The organism is Rhodococcus sp. NPDC059968, assembly GCF_042738615.1.
GTDB lineage: Bacteria > Actinomycetota > Actinomycetes > Mycobacteriales > Mycobacteriaceae > Rhodococcus_F.
In genome coordinates this window covers 119268-139755 of sequence record NZ_JBHWUE010000008.1, presented here as the reverse complement: position 1 = coordinate 139755, position 20488 = coordinate 119268, and the positions used below count along the sequence as shown (strand labels likewise).

Genomic DNA, 20488 nt, shown 5'->3' with positions numbered 1-20488 from the left:
CACGGGTCAGAGCCAGAAGCGCATCAGACGGTTGCCGTACTGCGCGTAGATCTCCGGCACACCGGACAGTTCGAACAGCCGGTAGATGACGTCGAAGAACACCACGTTGATCGACGGCACGAACAGCAGCGCCACGAGGATCAGCAGTCCGTACGGCTTGAACTGGTCGACGGATCTGCGGGTGCGGGGCGACAGGAACGGCTCGAGCGCGCCATACCCGTCGAGGCCGGGGACCGGCAGGAGATTGAGCACGGTGGCCATCACCTGCAGGAACGCGAGAAAACTCAGTCCCGTCCAGAACACCCGGTGGTCGCCGCCCAGCCCGAACCAGCGGATCACCGCGAGGAGCACGATCGCGGACACCAGATTCACGGCGGGTCCGGCGAGCGACACCCGCGCCTGCACCTTCGGCGGGAACAGTCCGGTGCGCAGGTACACGGCGCCGCCGGGCAACCCGATCCCGCCGAGCGCGATGAACAGCACCGGCAGACCGATCGACAGCATCGGGTGGCTGTACTTCAACGGGTTGAGCGTGAGGTAGCCGCGAACCTCGACGTCGGTGTCGCCGTGCCGCCACGCCGTGTACGCGTGCGCGAACTCGTGCAGACAGAGCGTCACCACCCATCCCGCGACCACCAGCAGGAACACCCCGACGTGCCCGAGGACCGACTCCAGTTCGGCGCGCCACGCGAGAACACCGCCGGCGACCGCGACAGCGACGACCAGAAGGAATACCGGACTGGGACGGACCGCCGTGGTCCGCGCCCTGGGCAGGTTCATCTGACCAGCAACCACTCTTGATCGTGGCGGTAGAACGTCGAACGCTTGACTTCGCGCGGATTGGGCACGCCGTCGCGGGTGAGGGCCGCGGCGGGCGACCCGAGCTGCACGGCGCGCCCCTCGGCCCAGCGGCGGGGCAGCCAGCGCCTGCGAGGTTCGACCGACGCCCGCAGACCGGGCGTCCGTGGGGTCGGAGTGACGTTCAGGCTCGCCGTCGTCCCCGAGAACAACCGGGTGTCGTCGACGTAGGCCTCACCGACGAGCGGGCCCCCGTCCGGACCCGTGACGGTGGCGCACCCGACGAGCGCGATCCCCGCGTCGTCGCGGATGAGGGGGACCGGCTTGGCCGTCCCCTTCAGCGCGGTGCGGGCACCGCGTGCGCCGGAGGACAAGTGGTAAGCCTCCGTCGCGTCGGAACGATGCTCCGCGACGTACGCGAGCTCGATGTGCAGGCGTTCGGTGCGCATCAACCGGGTCAGGGTGGCCGCGAAGGCGGCGTCGCTGCCCACCACGATCAGTCGCGGATCCACGACGACCTGAAGTTTGGAGAAGACCTCGTCGAAGTCGTCCTTGTCCGGGACGGCAGGTGCGCTCGAGGTCGAAATGGAGCCCAGAGGTAGGGGAAGCGGCGCGTCGCCGCAAATGAGCACTACGGGGGTCAACGCCACTCCTCGCCCGGATGTCCCGCCGCGATTTCCGCAGCTTCCCTTTCGGATCATCCTAGTGGCACGCCCGAGATGGCCTCCCCAGCCGTACTGTGGGGTCTGTTCTCCATGCCCTCGGCTAGACTGTTCCCCCGGCCACTGCCTACGAACGGCAGGACCACGCAGTCGGATACGACTGTACGTCGACCGTAGGAGACAACGTCATGCCGGCAATCGTCCTGATCGGCGCCCAGTGGGGCGACGAGGGCAAGGGCAAAGCTACCGATCTACTGGGCGGACGCCTGCAGTGGGTGGTGCGCTACCAGGGCGGTAACAACGCCGGACACACAGTGGTCCTTCCGAACGGCGACAAGTTCGCTCTGCATCTCATTCCGTCCGGAATCCTCACTCCGGGCGTCACGAACGTCATCGGCAACGGTGTCGTGGTGGACCCGGGAGTGCTGCTCACCGAACTCGCCGGACTCGACGAGCGGGGCGTGGATACCAGCCGCCTGCTGCTCTCGGCCGATGCGCACCTGATCATGCCGTACCATGTTGCCATCGACAAGGTCACCGAACGCTTCCTCGGGGCCAAGAAGATCGGCACCACCGGCCGCGGTATCGGGCCCTGCTACCAGGACAAACTCGCGCGTGTCGGCGTCCGCGTGCAGGACGTGCTGGACGAGAAGATCCTCACCCAGAAGGTCGAGGCGGCACTCGAGTTCAAGAACCAGGTGCTCGTCAAGATCTACAACCGCAAGGCCCTCGACCCGCAGCAAGTCGTCGACGAGGTGCTCGAGCAGGCCGACGGTTTCAAGCACCGCATCGCGGACACACGCCTGCAGCTCAACGAGGCACTCGAGCGCGGCGAGACGGTGCTGCTGGAGGGTTCACAGGGCACGCTCCTCGACGTCGACCACGGCACCTACCCGTACGTGACGTCGTCCAACCCGACGTCCGGTGGCGCAGCGGTCGGTTCGGGTATCGGACCCACCAAGATCACGACGGTGCTGGGCATCCTCAAGGCGTACACCACCCGCGTCGGCTCGGGCCCGTTCCCGACCGAACTCTTCGACCAGAACGGCGAATACCTCGCCAAGACCGGCGGCGAGGTGGGTGTCACCACCGGCCGTGCCCGTCGCACCGGCTGGTTCGACGCCGTGATCGCCCGCTACGCAACGCGAGTCAACGGCATCACCGACTACTTCCTCACCAAGCTCGACGTGCTCAGCAGCCTCGACACCATCCCGATCTGCGTCGGCTACGACGTCGACGGCGTGCGGTACGACGAGATGCCCATGTCGCAGACCGACGTTCATCACGCGAAGCCGATCTACGAGGAAATGCCCGGCTGGTGGGAAGACATCTCCCACGCCCGGACGTTCGAGGAGCTCCCGAAGAACGCGCAGAACTACGTCCTGCGCCTCGAGGAACTGTCGGGTGCGTACATCTCCTGCATCGGCGTCGGCCCCGGCCGCGACGAGACCATCGTCCGCCGCGACGTGGTGCGGTAGTCCGCTCGATTGTCGCCGAATGTGACCTCGGTTCAGTTGAATTGAACCGATGCGACATTCGGCGATCCGAGATACATTCGAGCCGATGATCAGGACTGTCGAAGCGAGTACCCGGACACCGGCCGGCCGGTGGTACGACAGCTTCCACGCAGCGGCCGCCGTCCTGGAGGCATTCGGGCACGACACGTCGGACGCCGGCAGGTGCGTGGCGGTGGTGTCGACGGATCTCGGGGTCTGGGTGTTCGAAGGTGACCCGAGGTCGACGGTCGACGCGTTCGTTCACGCAGTGGAGCGGGCGATCGTCGCCGGTGGGCAGGCGTTCGTGCTGGGATGCGCCAGGGTGACCGGGGCGGATCAACGGGTGGTCCGGACCCTTCGGGTTCCCGACGGCGACAGGATGGCGGCGGCCGCGGCGATGGCGCGCGAACTCGTGGGCGACCCGCAGGCGCTGATCAGAACAGCACCGGGTCGTCGAAACCCGGAGTGTGCTCGAGGGCCAGCAGTTCGCGCTTGGTGAGGGTGCCGCCGCCGGCGGAGAAGCCGCCGACCTGCCCGCCGGCGGCGAGGACGCGATGGCACGGGATCACGATCGGCAGTGGGTTGCGGCCGAGGGCCTGACCGACGGCCTGCGCTGCCCCGGGCTTGCCGAGTTCCGCCGCGATGTCGCCGTAGGTGAGCGTGGTGCCCGGGTCGATGGCGCGGGTGAGGTCGTAGACGTTGCAGTCGAATTCGGGGACTCCCTCGAAGTCGAGGTCGATCCACCGCAGATCGTCGAGTGCGCCGCCCAGGTGTTCGCGTATTCCGTCGACGGCCCGCTGGACCGGCGCCGGCGGCTGGTGCTCCACCGCATCCGGGAAGCAGTGTTCGAGACGCTGCCGGGTGGATTCGGGTGAACCTTCGGGCAATTGCACGCCGACGATCCCGGCGGCCCGCCACGCGATGGCGCAGGTGCCGAGGGCCGTGTCGAACAGGGCGATTCCTGTGATCACCAATCCAGTATGCCTGCCACATCTGACGTTCACCTTCCGTTGACCGCGGTTGGACATCCTCGAGGCTCGACGACCGAGGAGATGTTCCGTGTATCTGTCCCGCCGTACCCTGCTCCGCTCCACCGCACTCGGGTTGCTGGCCGTCCCCGCCGCCGCGTGCTCCGATTCCGGCAGCGCGGGTCCGGCGCTGGTCCGTGAACGACCCACCCTGACGCACGGTGTCGCGGCCGGGGACGTGCGAGCCGACGGTGCGCTCGTCTGGGCGAGGTCCGACCGTCCGGCCACGATGATCGTGGAGATCTCGGCCACCGAGTCGTTCACCGACCCGGCGCGATTCGAGGGGGGACTGCTCATCCCGGACACGGACGGCACCGGACGGCTGCGGCTGACCGGACTACCCGCAGGGCAGCAGGTGCACTACCGGGTGACTCTCGAAGGTGACGACGGCGCCATCTCGGAGGCGGTGACGGGTGTCTTCCGCACCGCTCCGAGCGCCGCAGGCGACATCCGGTTGCAGTGGTCCGGCGACACGGCGGGTCAGGGATACGGAATCAATCCGGACGTCGGCGGGATGCGGATCTTCGACACGATGGCCGCGCGCGACCCGCACCTGTTCCTGCACTCGGGCGACGTCGTGTACGCCGACGGCCCGCTGAAGGAGTCCGTCGCGCTGCCGGACGGACGCGTGTGGCGGAACACGGTCAGCGAGCCGAAGAGCGCGGTCGCGCAGACGTTGGACCAGTACCGCGGCCAGTACGCGTACAACCTCACCGATCACAACTACCGCAGGTTCAATTCTTCTGTGGCGCAGATCGTTCAGTGGGACGACCACGAGACCGTCAACAACTGGTACCCCGGCGAGGTCCTCGACCTCGACGCATACACGGAGAAGAACGTGGACGTGCTGGCGCAGAGGGCATTCCAGGCGTACCACGAGTGGCTGCCGCTCGAGCCGGCCGACGCGGTCGACGGTCGCGTGTACCGCAAGATCGGGTACGGTCCACTGCTCGACATCTTCGTCCTCGACATGCGCACCTACAAGGACGCGAACGGGGTCAACACCGGTGCGGCCGGGCAGATTCTCGGTGCGGCCCAGAAGGACTGGCTGATCCGGGAACTCGGTGCGTCCACGGCGACATGGAAGATCATCGCCAACGACCTCCCGCTCGGGGTGGTGGTCCCGGACGGGGACACCGCGTTCGAGGGCGTCGCGAACGGGGAACCCGGTCAGGCGTCGGGCCGGGAATCCGAGATCGCCCAGGTGCTGTCGGCGATCAAGGCGGGGCGGATCACCGGGACGGTGTGGCTCACCGCGGACGTGCACTACACCGCCGCGCACCGGTACTCGCCCGACCTCGCCACGTACAAGGATTTCGACGAGTTCTGGGAGTTCGTCTCCGGTCCACTCAACGCGGGCGGCTTCGGTCCCAACGACCTCGACGCCACGTTCGGCCCCGAGGCCGTGTTCGTGCACGCGCCGCCCGCACCCAACTCGTCGCCGCTCGACGGATACCAGCACTTCGGTGAGGTGTTCATCGACGGGCAGACGTCGGAGTTGCGGGTGGACCTCCTCGACGCGGCCGGGACGGTGCTGTTCAGTCAGCTGCTGCCGTCGCCCGCTCGCTGATCGCCCGGAGCGGGCCAGTCTGGATCTTCTGGACTGCTCGGCTGGTCGGGAAAGATCCCGCCGAGCGGGGCGCCGATCCGGAACTGCTCCAGGCGAAACACGCCCTTACCTCCCTCTTTGGGGCCGTAGTGCGCGACCGCTGCGGCCAGGAGAACCATGCACGCGAGGGTGATCAGTGTCGTCATGGATTCAAGGTTCGCCACAACTGGCTTTGAGTTGAATAGCCAAGAGGTTGATACTGGACTGCATGATGACTCGCGTACTCGGTGCACGCTCCCTCGCCAGGGACCTCGGCAACTGGCAGGACGACAGCGGCCGCCGGTCGGCGGCGCGGCCCGCCTACCGGGCGCTGGCCGACGGGATCCGCCTACTCGTGCACGACGGCCGCATCCCGCTGGGTGTCGCGTTGCCGAGCGAGCGCGAACTGGCGTCGATGCTGGAGTTGAGCCGGACCACGATCACGTCGTCGTATTCGGTGCTCCGGGACGAGGGGTACCTCATCAGCCGTCAGGGGTCGCGCAGCACCGTCGCGCTGCCGCTCGGGGCACGGCAGAACGGGCTGATGTTCCGGGCGCACCAGCCCGGGTCCGACAACTCGGTGGTCGACCTCAGCTATGCCGCGATGGCCGCGCCCGCGGAGGCGGTCGAACAGGCCTACGCTTATGCGTTGCAATCGCTTCCGCAGTTCCTGCCGACGCACGGCATGGAGCCGGTGGGGATCGGCGCGTTGCGGGACGTGATCGCCGAACGCTACCGGGCGCGGGGACTGGAGACCTCGCCCGAGCAGATCATGGTCACCTCCGGTGCTCAGCACGCGCTGCGGCTGCTCCTCAACGTGCTCACGGCGCCGGGGGAGCGGGTGCTGGTCGATCACCCCACGTACCCGAACGCGCTGGAGGCGATCCGCAGGGTCGGTGCGCGTCCGGTCCCGGTTCCCGTCCGTCCGGAGGGCGGGGCGTCCGGTGCCTGGGATCTCGACGGAATCCGCAGCGCCGCCCGGCAGACCGCGGCCCGGATGGCGTACCTGATTCCGGACTTCCACAACCCCACCGGACTGTGCCTCGACGCGTCCGGGCGGGCCGAACTGGCGCGGATCGCGCGCGATACCCGCATGACGCTGGTGGTGGACGAGACGATGGTCGACCTGTGGCTGGACGAGCCGTCACCGGGGCCGGTCGCGGCGCACGGCAGGGGAGCCGCGAAGTCGGAGGTCGTGACGATCGGGTCGGCGGCAAAGTCGTTCTGGGGCGGGCTGCGCGTCGGCTGGATTCGCGCCGATCCGGCACTGATCACCCGGCTCGCCGGGGCGCGGGCCGCGGTCGATCTGGGCACGCCGGTGATGGACCAGCTCGCGGCGGCGCATCTGCTCTCCGACGACGAACTCGTCCTCGCCCGTCGCCGGGCGGAATTGCGGGAACAGCGGAGCGCGATGCTCGACGCTCTCGCCGACCGTCTGCCGGACTGGATCCCGACCATCGGTTCGGGAGGGATGTCGCTGTGGCTGCGCATGCCCGCGCCGGTCTCGACGGCGCTGGCGGCGACGGCCCCCAACTTCGGGGTGCTGCTGGCGGCGGGACCGCGGTTCGGGGTGGAGGGCGCATTCGAGCGGTTCGTCCGGCTCCCGTACGCGCGGACGTCCGACGAGCTGCGTCGCGGTGTCGACTGCATCGCGGCGGCGTACGCGACACTGGCCGTCGACCGTGAGCTCGCGGAACCGTTCCTCGTCGTCTGAGCACGTGAGTGGCGACGCGTGCCGGAAAACGCGTCGCCACTCACGTGGGGGTCAGGTCCAGACGGTGTCGATGTCGACGCCCTCGCGGGCCGGGGGGGTGGGTGCGCCGGCCGGGGTGCGGGAGAACCGCGGCGCCGGGGCGTGCTGGGTGACGCCGTCGAGGTCGATCAGCGACCCGCGGGCGGCGATGTGCTCGTTGGACGGCGCCTCCGCGAACGTCAGCACGGGCGACACGCAGGCGTCGGTGCCGAGGAAGATGGCCGCCCACTCGTCGCGGGTCTTCGACAGAAACTTCTCGGCGAAGACCTTCTTCATCTGCGGCCACGACGAGATGTCCATCTGCTGCGGCAGTTCGGCGGGGTCGAGTTCGAGGCCCTGCAACAACAGGGCGTAGAACTGCGGCTCGATCGAGCCGACGGCCATGTACTTGCCGTCGGACGTCTCGTAGGTGTCGTAGAACGGCGCGCCGGTGTCGAGCAGGTTGACGCCGCGCTCGTCGGACCAGACGCCGCGGCCGCGGAACGCCCACATCATGTGCGACAGGGCCAGTGCGCCGTCCACCATCGCCGCATCCACGACCTGGCCCTTGCCGGACGTCTGGCGTTCCACCAGTGCCGACAGGATCCCGAAGATCAGGAACATCGAACCGCCGCCGAAGTCGCCGACCATGTTCAGCGGCGGCACGGGACGCTCCCCCTTGCGGCCGATGGCGTGCAGGACGCCGGTCAGCGAAATGTAGTTGATGTCGTGCCCGGCCGCGCTGGCCAGTGGACCCTCCTGGCCCCAGCCCGTCATCCGGCCGTACACGAGTCGCTCGTTGCGCCCGAGACAGACATCGGGGCCCAGGCCCATGCGCTCGGTGACACCGGGGCGGAAGCCCTCGATGACGACGTCCGCGCGCTCGATCAGACCGAGGACCTTCTCGACCTGCTCGGGGTCCTTCAGGTTGGCCTCGACGACGCGACGACCACGCTGGATCTGGTCGTACGGGCCGTCCGGCGGAATCACTCCGGGACGCTGGACGCACACCACGTCGGCGCCGAGATCGGCCAGGAGGGCGGCGGCGTGCGGGCCCGGTCCGAGGCCTGCGAATTCGACGACGCGAATGCCCGCGAGGGGGCCCTTCTTCTCTGTAACTGGAGCAGACACGCGAGTTCCTCATTCCGGTGCGAGACAACCTGTCGAATCGACGTTAACTTGCGGGCGCCCGGCCGTGTGCCCCGGGTCACGAGATACCGCCGCGGGTGACCCCGCGCCCTTGCCTGCCCACGGGTGCGCGGGGCACAGTTGATTCATGAGTCTTCAGGGTGAGCTCGTGAGTTTCGTGGCCAGCACCGATCTGGACGTCTCGGAGATGTTCTACGTGGAGACCCTGGGGCTGACGCGCGTCTCACGGGACGAGTTCGCGTTGGCCCTCGACTGCAACGGGGCTCTGCTCCGGGTCACGCTGGTGCAGGCGAAGGCCGACACCGGGTACACGGTGCTGGGGTGGAAGGTCCCCGACCTGAACAAGGTCGTCGAATCGCTGCGCAGCAAGGGCATCGGGTTCACCGAGTACCCGGGTATGGATCAGGACGAGCACGCGGCCTGGCGCGCCCCGGACGGCATCCGCGTCGCGTGGTTCCGGGATCCGCACGGCAACGTGCTGTCGCTCTTCGAGGATCCGAACTGACCGGCCTCAGGGGCGGGACGCACCGCGGCCGGCGAGCAGTGCCTCGGTAGCGTCCCACAACCGCGCGGCGAGTTCGGCGTCGCGTGCGTCCTTGCTCGGGTGAACGACCTTGCCGCCCTTGACGTATTTGCCGGTGAACTTGCCGCTCTCCGTCGCGGTGGCGGTCCAGACCACCGTTTCCGCAGCCTTCGCGACCTCGGCCGTGAACGGGGCCAGAAGTGTCCCCACCACCTGGTAGCCGAACGGCCGAACCCGCCCGAGGGAGGTGCCGCGGACGAAACCGGGGTCTGCGCAATTGACGACCAGTCTCGCGGGATCGGACCGGCGCGCCAATTCGTGGGAGAACAGGGTCAGGGCGAGTTTGGAGTTGTTGTATGCGCGCTGACCGTGGAACGTGTCCTTCGTGCCGTCGAGGTCGTCGAAGTCGAGGTGCCCGCCGCGATGTCCCGACGAGCTGATGTCGACGATGCGAGCCGGGTGCCGGTAACCGGCGGCGTCGGCGGTCGACGCCTCCGCCATCGCCGGGGCCAGCGTCGTCGCCAGCACGAACGGCGCGAGGTAGTTCACGGCGAACATCTCTTCGATGCCGTCGACCGTCAGCTGGCGATGCCCCACGTCGATGCCTGCGTCGTTCACCAGCACATCGATTCGCGGGAACCGGTGCAGCAGTTCCTCGGACAGCTTGCGGACCCGGTCGAGCGAGGACAGGTCGGCGAGCGCCGAGTTCAGCCGGTCGCGGTCGGTGCTCTCGGACAGTTCGGCGATCACCGCGTCGATCTTGTCCTGGTCTCGGCCGACCAGAACGACGGTGGCCCCGCGGCGTGCGAGTTGGCGGCAGGTCTCCAGGCCGAGCCCCGAGGTGGCACCGGTGACCACCATGGTGCGGCCTGCGAGATCGTTCGACTCGGTCATTCTCGCCTCCCGAATGCAGGTCTCTACGAGAGTAGGGCAACCGGGAGGGTCGCACCGGGGAACGAAAGCACCGCGAATCCGCTCGCGACTGCCGCCGCCTAGCGCCGGTGCTCGTACCCCAGCCAGGCGCGTCGACGCTCACCGAGCGGATCGTTCTCCACCCGGCTCGTATTGTCGATGATGAGCGTCTCCCGGCGCTCCGGCGAGTACCGGGGCCATCCGGGTGCGGGGGTCCCGTGCCGGGCGAAATGCAGCCAGTGCGACTGGACGGTGTCGGTGACGGCCCGCAACCCGCGGCGGCCCCCGAGCGCGGTGAGCAGCCGCGCCCACGGCCCGGTCAAACCGAACACCGCGTACATTTCCGTCGCGTGGGTGGCGCCCAACCCGAGGACGTGGAGTAGCCGGGGTGCGAAGTCGTACCGGTAGCTGTAGGTCGGTGCGACGGTCGTGTGGCCCTGCGCGCACAGGACGGACGGTTCCCAGAACGTCACGTCGCCGCCGAGGTCCGCGGCCGCACGCCGACGGGGATAACCGGGGTAGGCGGCGATGGCCCGTTCCTTCACCGACGCGTCCACGTGCGAGAACATCTTGTCGATCCGGGTGGGATCGGTGGGCAGGATGTTCAGGAACCGGGGAAAGACCCTGCCCTCGTGGCGGTTCGTGCCGATGATCAGCGGAACAGGGTGGCCAGAGCCGGAAGCGAAACAGTCGAGCGGATGCGTGGGAAGGAAGAAGCCGTCGACGACGGGCGCGAACGCGCGGGTTCCCGGTTCCTCGTCGGCGCCCCGGTGCGCCAGTGTCGTCCCCGCGTCGACGAACTCGGCCGGGTCGGCGGTCTCGAGCCACGTCGCGGCCTCGGAGAGCGGAACCTCCGCGATCTCGAGGAATTCGCGCGACCACCGCGCCGCCCGCTCGGGGTGGTACGCGGACGCGACCGGAGGGCTCTCCGCGATGGCTCGCGCGAACAGGCCTTTCGCGGCGGGGGTCGTCATGAGTGTGGTGACGGCGTTGGCGCCTGCGGATTCGCCGAAGACGGTGACGTTGTCGGGGTCGCCGCCGAATTCGGCGATGTTGCGTTGCACCCATTCGAGTGCGGCCACCTGGTCGCGGAGTCCGAGGTTGGAGTCGAAAGATCGTTCGGGGGTGGAGAATTGGGTGAAGTCGAGGTATCCGAGCGATCCGAGGCGATAGTTGATCGACACGTACACGATGTCGCCGCGGCGGACCAGCGACTCACCGCTGTAGAGCGACGAGGACGAGGACCCGCCGGAGTAGGCGCCGCCGTGGATGAACACCATCACGGGTCGCGGCGCTCCGAATGTGACCCCGGGTGCGAGCACGTTCAGGGTGAGACAGTCCTCGTCGGTCCCATCACCCTGCGGTGCGGGGGACCCGAAGTGGAAGGCCCGCCGGACCCCCGACCACGGTTCGACCGGTTGTGGGGCCCGCAACCGCAGCGGCCCGACCGGGGGAGCGGCGTAGGGGATACCCCGCCAGGCAGCCAGGTCGTCGTCGATCCGGCGCCCTCCGACGGCGCCGGCATCGGTGTGGACCTCGAGAGCGCTCACAGGCCCTGCCCGTGATAGCCCCGGTACCCCTCCCAGGCCAGCCTGCGCTCCCCGCGCGGATCGTCCTGGACGGTGGTGACGGTGTCGAACACGAGTGTTGCCCTCCTGTCGGTGTCGTACTTCGGCCACGACGCCAACGGTGTTCCCTGCGAAGCGAAGTGCAGCCAGTGCCGCTGCACGGTGTCCGTCACATCCTTGAGCCCGCGACGACCGCCCGGCAGGGTGAGGCCACGGCCGATCAGGGTGTCTGCGATGTCGAACACCGCGAACAGCTCGAACCCGTGCGTGGCGTCCAGTCCGAGCCATTTCATGGCGCGCGGAGCGAAGTCGAAACGGTAGCTGAAGGTGGGGGCGAACGCGGAGTGGGCCTCGGCCAGTTCGATCGACGGCTTCCAGAACGTCAGATCGCCGCCCAGGTCGACGGCCGCGTCCGGCGCCGGGTAGCCGGGATACGCGGCGGTGACGCGGGCCTCGGCGCCGGGGTCGGTGAGCGCGAACATCCGCCCGATCCGGTCGGGGTCGGTCGGCAGCGCGTCCAGGAGTTTCGGGAACAGGGTGCCCTCGCGGGCGTTGGTGCCGATGATCAGCGGAACCCGGTGTGCCGAGCCGTCGGCGAACGCGTCGAGCGGCGGCTTCGGCAGGAAGTCGCCGTCGATCACGGGTCCGAACGGGTGCAGTCCCGGCGTCTCCGACAGCACCTTCGCGCCGAGACGATTTCCGGCCCGGCCCAGTGCGCCGACAGGTGACGAGGCGAGCGCCTCTGCGGCAGTGTCCGGTTCGGCCCCGAGCAGCGTCACGTAGTCGGATGCCCATTGGGCGGCCCGGTCGGCCGTGGTGACGAGACCGGGGGCCGAACTCTCCGAGATCGCCCGTGTGAAAAGTCCTTTCGCGGCGGGGGTCGTCATCAGCGTGGTGACGGCGTTGGCGCCTGCGGATTCGCCGAAGACGGTGACGTTGTCGGGGTCGCCGCCGAATTCGGCGATGTTGCGTTGCACCCAGTCGAGTGCGGCCACCTGGTCACGGAGTCCGAGGTTGGAGTCGAAAGGTCTTTCGGGGGTAGAGAATTGGGTGAAGTCGAGGTATCCGAGCGATCCGAGGCGGTAGTTGATCGACACGTACACGATGTCGCCGCGGCGGACCAGCGACTGGCCGCCGTAGAGCGCGGTGGCCGACATACCCAGCGTGTACGCGCCGCCGTGGATGAACACCATCACCGGGCGCGCCCCGGACGTGCCGGGCGTGGCCAGCACGTTGAGCGTCAGGCAGTTCTCGCTATTCGGCTGATACCTGCCCGGCCGGAGTGCGGTGAACTTCTTGTGCTGCACGGCGGCGTCGCCGAACTCGGTGGCATCGAACTCACCGGACCACGGCGTGACCGGGCGGGGTGCGCGCAACCGCAGCGGCCCGACCGGGGGAGCTGCGTAGGGAATTCCCCGCCACGCGACCAGGTCGCCGACGCGCCGGCCACGGACCACCCCTGCGGTCGTCCTCACCAGCGTGTCGGTCGTGAGAGTGTCAGACGCCATGTCGGAAACTATACGGAGACCGCCTGAGGGGGCGTTCACCTCCGCCGACGGTGTTCCGTTCGGCTCAGCGCCGAGCCTCCAGCAGCCGCAGCCACACCTCGCTCACGGTCGGGTAGGACGGGACCGCGTGCCACAGCGTGTCGAGCGGCACCTTCCCGACCAGCGCGATGGTGGCGGCATGGATGAGCTCGCCGACGTCCGTGCCCGCGAACGTCGCCCCGACCAGGATGTCGGTGGCCCGGTCGACCACGAGCTTGGCGTGACCGCTGAAATCGTCGCGGGCCAGCGACGAGCCGGCGACGGCGATGTCGACCTCCACGACCTCGACGTCCACGCCGGCGTCACGCGCCTCCTTCTCGGTGATCCCGACGGCCGAGACCTCAGGATCAGCGAACACCACCTGGGGAACCTGGCCGTGGTCGGCGGTCGCCCGGAATCGGGACCCCTCCAGCGGCCTGCCCTCGGCGCGGGCGGCGATCACGTCGCCGCAGACGCGGGCCTGGTACTTGCCCATGTGAGTGAGCAACGCACGGCCGTTGGCGTCGCCGACGGCGTACAGCCATTCGTCCGCCGTCGTCAGATGGTCGTCGGTGGTGAGGTATCCGTGAGAGTTCAGCAGTCGCGCGTCGAGGCCGAGCGCCGACGTCGCCGGAGTGCGCCCGGTCGCGACGACGACCTCGTCGACGACGAGCGGATCCTGTCCCGCCACGTCCAGAGTCACCGGGCCGCCGTGGATGCGGCCGATCCCCGTGTCCCGGGCGTCGGCCCGCTCGACGCCGCGAAGGTCCGCGCCGAACAGGACCCGCGCACCCTTCTTCTCCAGCGAGCGAGCGACCCGCTCACCGGCGAACGGCTCGTTCTTCGGGAGCAGCGCCCGGCCGCGCACCACCATCGTCAGTTCCTCGACGCCGAGGTCCAGCAGCCATGTCGCGCTCTCACAGGCCACGACGCCGCCGCCGATGACGGCGACCCGGCGCGGAATCTCTCTCAGGTTGGTGGCGTCCCGCGAGATCCACGGCAACGCCGCCCGCAGGCCGGGGGTGTCGGGGACGGCGGCGGTCGTCCCGGTGGCGACCACGACGGCGTGCCGGGCGCGCAGCTCGCGGGAATCGCCGACCGTCACCGTGCGGTCCCCGGTGATGCGTGCCGATCCGCGGATCACGTCGATCCCCTGCGAGTCGGCCCACATCACCTGCGACGAGTCGTCGTGGTTGCTGGTGAACGAGTCGCGTCGCGCCAGCACGGCGTCGGCGTCGAGCGGACCGGCCGACACCCCGGGCATGTTGCGCGCCGCCCCGAGGACCTCTCCCGGGCGCAGCAGCGCCTTGCTGGGCATGCACGCCCAGTAGGAGCATTCCCCGCCGACCAGTTCGTGTTCGATCAGTGCCGCAGTGCGGTCGCTGCCCGCGATGGCGTAACTTGCCGCGTTCTCACCCGCCGGACCGCCTCCGATCACGATGACATCGAACTCTTCCACGCCGCTCCCAGAGTCAGTCATACCTGTAACCGTAAGCCGGTCGGTGCTGGATGTCAGAGGTTCCGGCAGGCCTCTCGCGTTGTTACCCACGCGTAGATACTGTGGCGGAATGACACGGCAGAAGATTCTGATCACCGGGGCCAGCTCGGGACTCGGCGAGGAGATGGCGCGTCGGTTCGCCGCCCAGGGACGAGACCTCGCGCTGTGTGCGCGCCGCGTCGAACGGCTCGAGTCCGTGCGCGACGAGTTGCAGTCGGCGCATCCCGGGATCACCGTCGCCGTCCGGGAACTCGACGTCACCGACCACGACGCGGTGGTCCGGGTCTTCGGCGAACTGCGCGACGAGCTGGGCGGACTCGATCGCGTCGTCGTCAACGCCGGACTCGGCAAAGGGGCCAGGATCGGAACGGGCCGGGCCGACGCCAATCTCGCCACCGCCCGCACCAACTTCGTCGGCGCCCTGTCGCAGTGCGAGGCGGCGCTCGGGATCTTCCGCGAACAGAACTCCGGGCACCTCGTGCTCGTGTCCTCGATCAGTGCAGATCGCGGTCTGCCCGGCCCGAAGGCGGCGTACTCGGCGAGCAAGGCGGGAGTGTCGGCCCTGGGCGAGGCGCTGACCGCGGAACTGGCGAAGAGTCCGATCGTGGTGACCACGCTGCTGCCCGGGTACATCGCCACCGACATGTCGGGCAAGGCCGGCGACAGTTCCACAATGACGGCCACCCTCGACGACGGCGTCGATGCGATGGTCTCGGCCATCGAGAAGGAGACGAACCGCGCTGCGCTGCCGGGTATCAAATGGCGCGGAATCGACCTCGCGTTGAGATTCCTTCCTCATGCGTGGACATCCCGGTTCGTGTAGGACTGACCTATGACGACCGCCCAGGAATCCTCGTCCCTCGGCCTGCAGCGTTCGAGGCCGCGTGTCGTCATCGTCGGGGGAGGGTTCGGCGGAATCCACGCCGCCCGGCGGCTCCGCGACGTCGACGTGGACGTCACCCTGCTGGACCGTGGAACCAGCCACCTCTTCCAGCCGCTGCTCTATCAATGCGCGACGGGGTTGCTCTCCGAGGGCGAGATCAGCAGCCCGCTGCGGCACCTGCTGCGCGGAAACCGCAACGTGCACGTCGCCCTCGGGGAGGCGCACACGATCGACGCCGTCGACCGGGTTCTGACCGCCAGCCGCTTCGACGGATCCACGTTCGAACTCCCGTACGACTACCTGATCGTCGCGGCGGGAATGCGTCAGGCCTACCACGGGCACGACGAGTACATCCAGTGGGCGCCGGGGATGAAGACCCTCGACGACGCGCTCGCCATACGCCGAAAGCTGATCTGCGCCTTCGAGATGGCCGAATCGCTAGCCACCGCGGAGGAGCGCAGGCCGTGGCTGACGTTCGCCGTCGCGGGCGGCGGGCCCACCGGAGTCGAACTGGCGGGCCAGATCCGGGAACTCGCCGTGCACGCCCTCGCCCACGAGTTCCAGTCCATCGACCCGTGCGAGGCCCGGGTGCTGCTGTTCCACGGCGGCGACCGCGTGCTCCCGTCGTTCAACCGGAAACTGTCCGCGGCGGCGCAGCGGACCCTCGACAAGGTCGGCGTCGAAACGCACCTCGGTGTGCACGTCACCGACGTCTGCGAGACCAGCATCGAGACGACGGCCAAGAACGCCGCCCGCACCAAGAAGCGCTACGGGGCTCGCACGATCCTCTGGACCGCGGGCGTCGAGGCTGTGCCGTTCGCGGAAGCTCTCGCGAATGCGCTGGGCGTGAAGCAGATTCAGGGTGGGCGCATCGCCGTCGAACCCGATCTCACCGTGCCCGGTCACCCGAACGTCTGGGTGATCGGCGACCTGATGTCGCTGAACGAGCTCCCGGGCGTGGCCGAGGTCGCGATGCAGGGCGGCAGGCACGTCGGTGGGTGCATCGCCCGCACGGTCGCGGGGGGAACGCCCGACCGCACACCCTTCAAGTACCGCGACCTGGGGAGCGCGGCGTACATCGCCCGCAGGCACGCGCTGCTTCAGGCGGGCCCGATCCGGATGTCCGGATTCCTGGGCTGGGTGTCGTGGGGTGCCATCCACATCGCATTCCTCGCCGGGTACCGCAACCGGTTCGGCACCCTGCTCAACTGGGCCGTCACGCTGGCGTCGCGGACGCGCCGGGAGCGGGCGATCACCTACGGCGATCCGCAGTCGGCGCGTCTGCCCTACTCCGAACCCGCGTCCGAGTCCTGACTCACCAGCCTCGTGCGTCGAGACCGTGCCGGGCGAGGACGTTCATCGCCCGTTCCCGGAGCCCGGCGTGGTCCGGACTGTCCAGGGACTCGAGCGCGAGGGTGTAGTTGCCGCCGAACCGGCTGAGATAGGCGGAGAGCCGGGTGCGGCTGGTCACGACACCCGGATGCACGGCGCGGGTGGCGATGCCGGTGGCCGGGTGACCGCCGATCGAGACGAGCGCCTCGGGTAGCGGTCCGATGTTGGAACACAGCACGTCCCGTTCGCCGGGGTTGCCCGTGAGGGCGTGCGCCACCCGGTCGGGGACCAGTTGCAGCATCTCCTCCGGGAACCCGGCCGGACTCGTCATCGCGGACGCGGAGAACGCCGCGCGGCTCGCGGCCCGCACATCGGCGACGGTGTCCTGCGGGCCGACGTCCACCTCGACCATGGCAACGGAGTTCGCGGTGCCAGGCGGGTTGCCCGGGCCTCGCAGATCCATCGGCACACTGATCGTGAGCGGCCGGGATTCGCCGTCCCGTCGCGCCAGCTCGGCCACCACGGCCAGGAACAGGCTGTTCGGGGTTCCGCCTGCCTGCTCCGCGGCGGCGTCCCACTGCTCGGCATCCACGTCCAGCACCGCCGACACAGGTGAGTGGCAAAGTGTGCCGGGGGACGCTTTGCCGCTCACGTGCAGGAAGCGCCGGAGTTCCGCGCGACGGGTCCCGCTCACCACGAGACCGGCGACCGCACGCGCGGTTCCCTCCGTCACGCGGCGGGCGAGCCGGGTGGCGTCCCACATGTCCGCGACAGCGCCGTCCGAACCTCCCGGGTCCGATGGGGGCAGTCCCTGCAGCCCCGCCGCGATGGCTGTCGCCAGACCGCGCGCGTCCGCGATCACGTGGGAACACACCAGCGACAGCACCGTGCCCCCGTCGGCCGGACGTGCGCACGCCAGACGCCAGGCGGGACCCCGCTCGGGGTCCACCGACAACGAGCCCTGCTCGTCCGCCCACGCGAGGACCGCCCCGGACTCGATCTCCGCGTATTCGACGGGAAAGGCGTCGGTACTCGGCTCGAACCGCGGCCGAGCGCCGGGAATCCGCGGACGCACCACGCGCCTGCCCAACGGTCCGTGGGCGAGGTCTGCGCTCAGGGAATCGAGGGTCGAGGCGTTCACCCGCCCGTCGGTACGCCACAGTCCCTGCATCACGATCGGCGTTCCCCACCCCCGATGGGTGCGCAGGAACATCTCGTCGACAACGCTCAATCGGGCGCTCACCAGCGAAGTGTACGACCGGTCGAGGTGGTCGCCGGACGCCGACCTCTGGACAGCCGGCGCATACTGGAAGTGCAGCGCTGTACGGACCGCACACGGAGAACACCATGGTTAGCGTCGAGAAATGGAAGGTGTGGGGTTCCCTCGTGGAAGTCGACGTCACCGAGGGTGCCGCCCTTCCCGAGGCTGCTGCGCTGATCGCGGCCGTCATCGACGATGCCGAATCGGTCTGCGACATCCACCGGGGCGACGCCGAGATCCACGCCGTCAACCTTTCGCAGGGCGCGCCGGTGAAGGTCAGCCGGCGGATGTCCGCGCTGCTGCGTTCGGCGCTCTGGGCCGCCCGGATGACCGACGGGGTGGTGAACCCGCTCGCCTCCGAATCCCCCGACGAGGACCTGATCCCCACCGTGCACCCGGCGCCCAGCTTCCTCGACATCCAGATCGACGACGACGTCGTGTTCGCGCCGTGGGGCGCCTCGTTCGACATCACCGACACCGCCAAGGCCGACACGGTCGATCGGGCGGCGGAACTGGTCGCCCGCCAACTCGAGTGCGGGGCCGCCGTGCGAATCGGCGACGTCATCGCGACGGCCGGACACTGTCCCGCCGGCGGGTGGCAGATCCCGGTGCCCGGCGACGGCGAGGTCGAACTGGTGAACGGGACGGCGATGGCGACGGCGTTCGCGCCCCCGGCCACCGAACCACCCACCGCCACCGAATGGGAGACCGTGACGGTGATCGCGGACGACGCGCTCTGGGCATACGCGGCCAGCGTCGCCGCCCTCGCCCGGGGCATCGGTGCGATCCGCTGGATCGAACAGCACGAGCTGCGTGCCCGGCTGGTGGACCGTTCGGGCCGGGTCTACACCACCGAGAGCTGGTGAATCACGCCCGTCCACGCTGACGGCGATACCAGCGCACCAGGCTGTCCGTGGACGAATCGCTTTGCGCGGCCGGTTCATCCGCGGAGGTGAGCACCGGCTGCAACTCCACGGCCTGCGTCTTGCCGAGCTCGACACCCCACTGGTCGAACGAGTCGATGCCCCACACGAGGCCCTCGACGAACACCTGGTGCTCGTACAGGGCGATCAGCTGCCCGATCACCGACGGGGTGAGCTTCGGCGCGAGAATCGTGGTGGACGGCCGGTTGCCGGGCATGACCTTGTGCGGCACCAGATGTTCGGGCGTGCCCTCGGCCGCGATCTCCTCGGCCGTCTTGCCGAACGCCAGGACCTTCGTCTGGGCGAAGAAGTTGCTCATCAGCAGGTCGTGCATGCTGCCGGTGCCGTCCGCGGTGGGCAGGTCGTCCGTGGGCTCGCCGAAACCGATGAAATCGGACGGGACGAGCCGCGTGCCCTGGTGCAGGAGCTGGTAGAAGGCGTGCTGCCCGTTGGTTCCGGGTTCGCCCCAGAAGATCTCACCGGTGGGCGTGGGGACGGGGGAGCCGTCGGCGCGCACCGACTTGCCGTTCGATTCCATCGTCAACTGCTGCAGATAGGCCGCGAACCGCACGAGGTCGTTGGAATACGGCAGCACGGCACGGGATTCGGCGCCGAAGAAGTTCGAGTACCAGAGGCCGATCAGGCCGAGCAGGACCGGCGCGTTCTCCTCGAGCGGCGCCGTCCGGAAGTGTTCGTCCACGGCGTGGAAGCCGGCGAGGAACTCCGCGAAACGCTCTTTGCCGATCGCCACCATCACCGATAGCCCGATGGCGGAATCGACCGAATACCGGCCGCCCACCCAATCCCAGAATCCGAACATGTTGGCCGTGTCGATACCGAACTCCGCCACCCGATCCGCGTGCGTCGAGACGGCGACGAAATGCTTTGCGACCGCTTCGTTTCCGAGGCCGAGACCGCCGAGCAGCCAGCGCCGCGCGGCGGTGGCGTTGGTGAGCGTCTCGAGCGTCGAGAACGTCTTGGACGCCACGATGAACAGGGTGGTGGCCGGGTCGAGGCCCTGCAGGCTGCGCACCAGGTCGGCGGGGTCGACGTTGGAGATGAACCGGACACTGATGCCGGCGTCGGCGTAGTGCCGCAGTGCGCGGTACACCATCACCGGACCCAGATCCGAGCCGCCGATACCGATGTTGACAACCGTCTTGATTCGCTCGCCCGTCGCGCCGCGCCATTCACCGGAGCGCACACGATCCGTGAAGTCGCCCATGCGGTCGAGGACCTCGTGGACGTCGGCCACCACGTCCTGCCCGTCGACGACGAGAGTCGCGTCGGCGGGCAGCCTCAGCGCGGTGTGGAGGACGGCGCGGTCCTCGGAGGTGTTGATGTGCTCGCCCGCGAACATCGCGTCCCGGCGTGCCTCCAGGTCGGCGCTGCGCGCCAGCTCGAGGAGCAACCCGATCGTGTCGCGGTCGATGCGGTGCTTGCTGTAGTCGATGTACAGGTCGCCGGCGGAGACGGTGAGCTCCCGCCCGCGTGCCGGGTCCTTCTCGAAGAGTTCTCGAAGATGGACGGACTGAATTTGAGCGTGATGATCACGCAATTTCTGCCAGGCAGCGGTTCCGGTGATGTCTGAGCTCACGAGATTTGAGCT

Annotated in this window: 19 protein-coding genes; 8 read left to right on the top strand and 11 right to left on the bottom strand. The window is 68.9% G+C overall.

Going from position 1 to position 20488, the window contains the following annotated elements:
* Window positions 1-6: 6 nt before the first annotated feature.
* A complete protein-coding gene (locus tag ACFWAY_RS10760) occupies window positions 7-780 on the bottom strand; it encodes a site-2 protease family protein (protein ID WP_378451446.1) in 774 nt (257 codons plus the stop codon).
* Entirely contained in the window at window positions 777-1430 is a 654-nt protein-coding gene (locus ACFWAY_RS10755) for a hypothetical protein (protein ID WP_378510661.1), read from the bottom strand. Before ACFWAY_RS10755 ends, ACFWAY_RS10760 begins: the two co-directional genes overlap by 4 nt.
* Window positions 1431-1648: 218 nt before the next feature.
* Between ACFWAY_RS10755 and ACFWAY_RS10750 the strand changes: the two genes are divergently transcribed.
* Window positions 1649-2938: an adenylosuccinate synthase gene (locus ACFWAY_RS10750; protein ID WP_005260012.1), complete on the top strand. Its 1290-nt coding sequence runs from the start codon at window positions 1649-1651 to the stop codon at window positions 2936-2938.
* 85 nt (window positions 2939-3023) lie between these two features.
* A complete protein-coding gene (locus ACFWAY_RS10745) occupies window positions 3024-3455 on the top strand; it encodes a racemase (RefSeq protein WP_378510634.1) in 432 nt (143 codons plus the stop codon).
* Here ACFWAY_RS10745 and ACFWAY_RS10740 read toward each other — a convergent pair.
* Window positions 3391-3927 (bottom strand): methylated-DNA--[protein]-cysteine S-methyltransferase, encoded by a 537-nt coding sequence (locus ACFWAY_RS10740; protein ID WP_378510633.1) that lies wholly within the window; start codon window positions 3925-3927, stop codon window positions 3391-3393. The genes ACFWAY_RS10745 and ACFWAY_RS10740 overlap by 65 nt on opposite strands.
* A gap of 88 nt (window positions 3928-4015) precedes the next feature.
* On the opposite strand from ACFWAY_RS10740, the gene ACFWAY_RS10735 reads away from it, so the two are divergent.
* Window positions 4016-5554, top strand: a complete 1539-nt coding sequence (locus ACFWAY_RS10735; RefSeq protein WP_378510632.1) for an alkaline phosphatase D family protein — start codon at window positions 4016-4018, stop codon at window positions 5552-5554.
* Here ACFWAY_RS10735 and ACFWAY_RS10730 read toward each other — a convergent pair.
* Window positions 5527-5739 (bottom strand): hypothetical protein, encoded by a 213-nt coding sequence (locus ACFWAY_RS10730; protein ID WP_378451442.1) that lies wholly within the window; start codon window positions 5737-5739, stop codon window positions 5527-5529. The two genes, ACFWAY_RS10735 and ACFWAY_RS10730, sit on opposite strands and share 28 nt — an antisense overlap.
* A 62-nt stretch (window positions 5740-5801) precedes the next feature.
* On the opposite strand from ACFWAY_RS10730, the gene ACFWAY_RS10725 reads away from it, so the two are divergent.
* Complete coding sequence (locus tag ACFWAY_RS10725; protein WP_378510631.1) at window positions 5802-7286, top strand: PLP-dependent aminotransferase family protein; 1485 nt, start codon at window positions 5802-5804, stop codon at window positions 7284-7286.
* Between the two features lie 51 nt (window positions 7287-7337).
* Here ACFWAY_RS10725 and ACFWAY_RS10720 read toward each other — a convergent pair whose 3' ends face one another.
* Window positions 7338-8435: a CaiB/BaiF CoA transferase family protein gene (locus ACFWAY_RS10720; RefSeq protein ID WP_378510630.1), complete on the bottom strand. Its 1098-nt coding sequence runs from the start codon at window positions 8433-8435 to the stop codon at window positions 7338-7340.
* 145 nt (window positions 8436-8580) lie between these two features.
* Here ACFWAY_RS10720 and ACFWAY_RS10715 point away from each other — a divergent pair, with 145 nt between their 5' ends.
* A complete protein-coding gene (locus ACFWAY_RS10715) occupies window positions 8581-8958 on the top strand; it encodes a VOC family protein (protein ID WP_378451439.1) in 378 nt (125 codons plus the stop codon).
* A gap of 6 nt (window positions 8959-8964) precedes the next feature.
* On the opposite strand, the gene ACFWAY_RS10710 is transcribed toward ACFWAY_RS10715, so the two are convergent.
* The 4 genes from ACFWAY_RS10710 to ACFWAY_RS10695 form a co-directional block, all read right to left on the bottom strand.
* On the bottom strand, window positions 8965-9870 hold the full coding sequence (locus ACFWAY_RS10710) for an SDR family NAD(P)-dependent oxidoreductase (RefSeq protein ID WP_378510629.1): 906 nt from the start codon (window positions 9868-9870) through the stop codon (window positions 8965-8967).
* A 98-nt stretch (window positions 9871-9968) separates the two neighbouring features.
* Window positions 9969-11438, bottom strand: a complete 1470-nt coding sequence (locus ACFWAY_RS10705; protein ID WP_378510628.1) for a carboxylesterase/lipase family protein — start codon at window positions 11436-11438, stop codon at window positions 9969-9971.
* Window positions 11435-12964, bottom strand: a complete 1530-nt coding sequence (locus ACFWAY_RS10700) for a carboxylesterase/lipase family protein (protein WP_378510627.1) — start codon at window positions 12962-12964, stop codon at window positions 11435-11437. Before ACFWAY_RS10700 ends, ACFWAY_RS10705 begins: the two co-directional genes overlap by 4 nt.
* A 64-nt stretch (window positions 12965-13028) precedes the next feature.
* Window positions 13029-14462, bottom strand: a complete 1434-nt coding sequence (locus tag ACFWAY_RS10695) for a dihydrolipoyl dehydrogenase family protein (RefSeq protein ID WP_378510626.1) — start codon at window positions 14460-14462, stop codon at window positions 13029-13031.
* An 88-nt stretch (window positions 14463-14550) separates the two neighbouring features.
* Between ACFWAY_RS10695 and ACFWAY_RS10690 the strand changes: the two genes are divergently transcribed.
* Together ACFWAY_RS10690 and ACFWAY_RS10685 are read left to right on the top strand one after the other, a co-directional pair.
* Entirely contained in the window at window positions 14551-15303 is a 753-nt protein-coding gene (locus ACFWAY_RS10690; protein WP_378510625.1) for an SDR family oxidoreductase, read from the top strand.
* Window positions 15304-15312: 9 nt separating this feature from the next.
* The gene (locus ACFWAY_RS10685) at window positions 15313-16677 is read left to right on the top strand and encodes an NAD(P)/FAD-dependent oxidoreductase (RefSeq protein WP_378510624.1); all 1365 of its coding nucleotides are present in this window, start codon (window positions 15313-15315) and stop codon (window positions 16675-16677) included.
* Window position 16678: 1 nt separating this feature from the next.
* Here ACFWAY_RS10685 and ACFWAY_RS10680 read toward each other — a convergent pair whose 3' ends face one another.
* Window positions 16679-17938, bottom strand: coding sequence for a hypothetical protein (locus ACFWAY_RS10680; RefSeq protein ID WP_378510623.1), 1260 nt, complete (start codon window positions 17936-17938; stop codon window positions 16679-16681).
* Between the two features lie 104 nt (window positions 17939-18042).
* Here ACFWAY_RS10680 and ACFWAY_RS10675 point away from each other — a divergent pair, with 104 nt between their 5' ends.
* Entirely contained in the window at window positions 18043-18822 is a 780-nt protein-coding gene (locus tag ACFWAY_RS10675) for an FAD:protein FMN transferase (RefSeq protein WP_378510622.1), read from the top strand.
* 1 nt (window position 18823) lies between these two features.
* On the opposite strand, the gene pgi is transcribed toward ACFWAY_RS10675, so the two are convergent.
* Window positions 18824-20476: a glucose-6-phosphate isomerase gene (gene pgi, locus ACFWAY_RS10670; protein WP_378510621.1), complete on the bottom strand. Its 1653-nt coding sequence runs from the start codon at window positions 20474-20476 to the stop codon at window positions 18824-18826.
* Window positions 20477-20488: the final 12 nt, after the last annotated feature.

Coding starts and splice junctions, on each gene's coding strand:
- ACFWAY_RS10715 (WP_378451439.1), top strand. CDS start 8,581: ATGAGTCTTCAGGGTGAGCTCGTGAGTTTCGTGGCCAGCACCGATCTG.
- ACFWAY_RS10760 (WP_378451446.1), bottom strand. CDS start 780: ATGAACCTGCCCAGGGCGCGGACCACGGCGGTCCGTCCCAGTCCGGTA.
- ACFWAY_RS10750 (WP_005260012.1), top strand. CDS start 1,649: ATGCCGGCAATCGTCCTGATCGGCGCCCAGTGGGGCGACGAGGGCAAG.
- ACFWAY_RS10730 (WP_378451442.1), bottom strand. CDS start 5,739: ATGACGACACTGATCACCCTCGCGTGCATGGTTCTCCTGGCCGCAGCG.
- ACFWAY_RS10675 (WP_378510622.1), top strand. CDS start 18,043: ATGGTTAGCGTCGAGAAATGGAAGGTGTGGGGTTCCCTCGTGGAAGTC.
- ACFWAY_RS10685 (WP_378510624.1), top strand. CDS start 15,313: ATGACGACCGCCCAGGAATCCTCGTCCCTCGGCCTGCAGCGTTCGAGG.
- ACFWAY_RS10710 (WP_378510629.1), bottom strand. CDS start 9,870: ATGACCGAGTCGAACGATCTCGCAGGCCGCACCATGGTGGTCACCGGT.
- ACFWAY_RS10690 (WP_378510625.1), top strand. CDS start 14,551: ATGACACGGCAGAAGATTCTGATCACCGGGGCCAGCTCGGGACTCGGC.
- ACFWAY_RS10700 (WP_378510627.1), bottom strand. CDS start 12,964: ATGGCGTCTGACACTCTCACGACCGACACGCTGGTGAGGACGACCGCA.
- ACFWAY_RS10725 (WP_378510631.1), top strand. CDS start 5,802: ATGATGACTCGCGTACTCGGTGCACGCTCCCTCGCCAGGGACCTCGGC.
- ACFWAY_RS10695 (WP_378510626.1), bottom strand. CDS start 14,462: ATGACTGACTCTGGGAGCGGCGTGGAAGAGTTCGATGTCATCGTGATC.
- ACFWAY_RS10745 (WP_378510634.1), top strand. CDS start 3,024: ATGATCAGGACTGTCGAAGCGAGTACCCGGACACCGGCCGGCCGGTGG.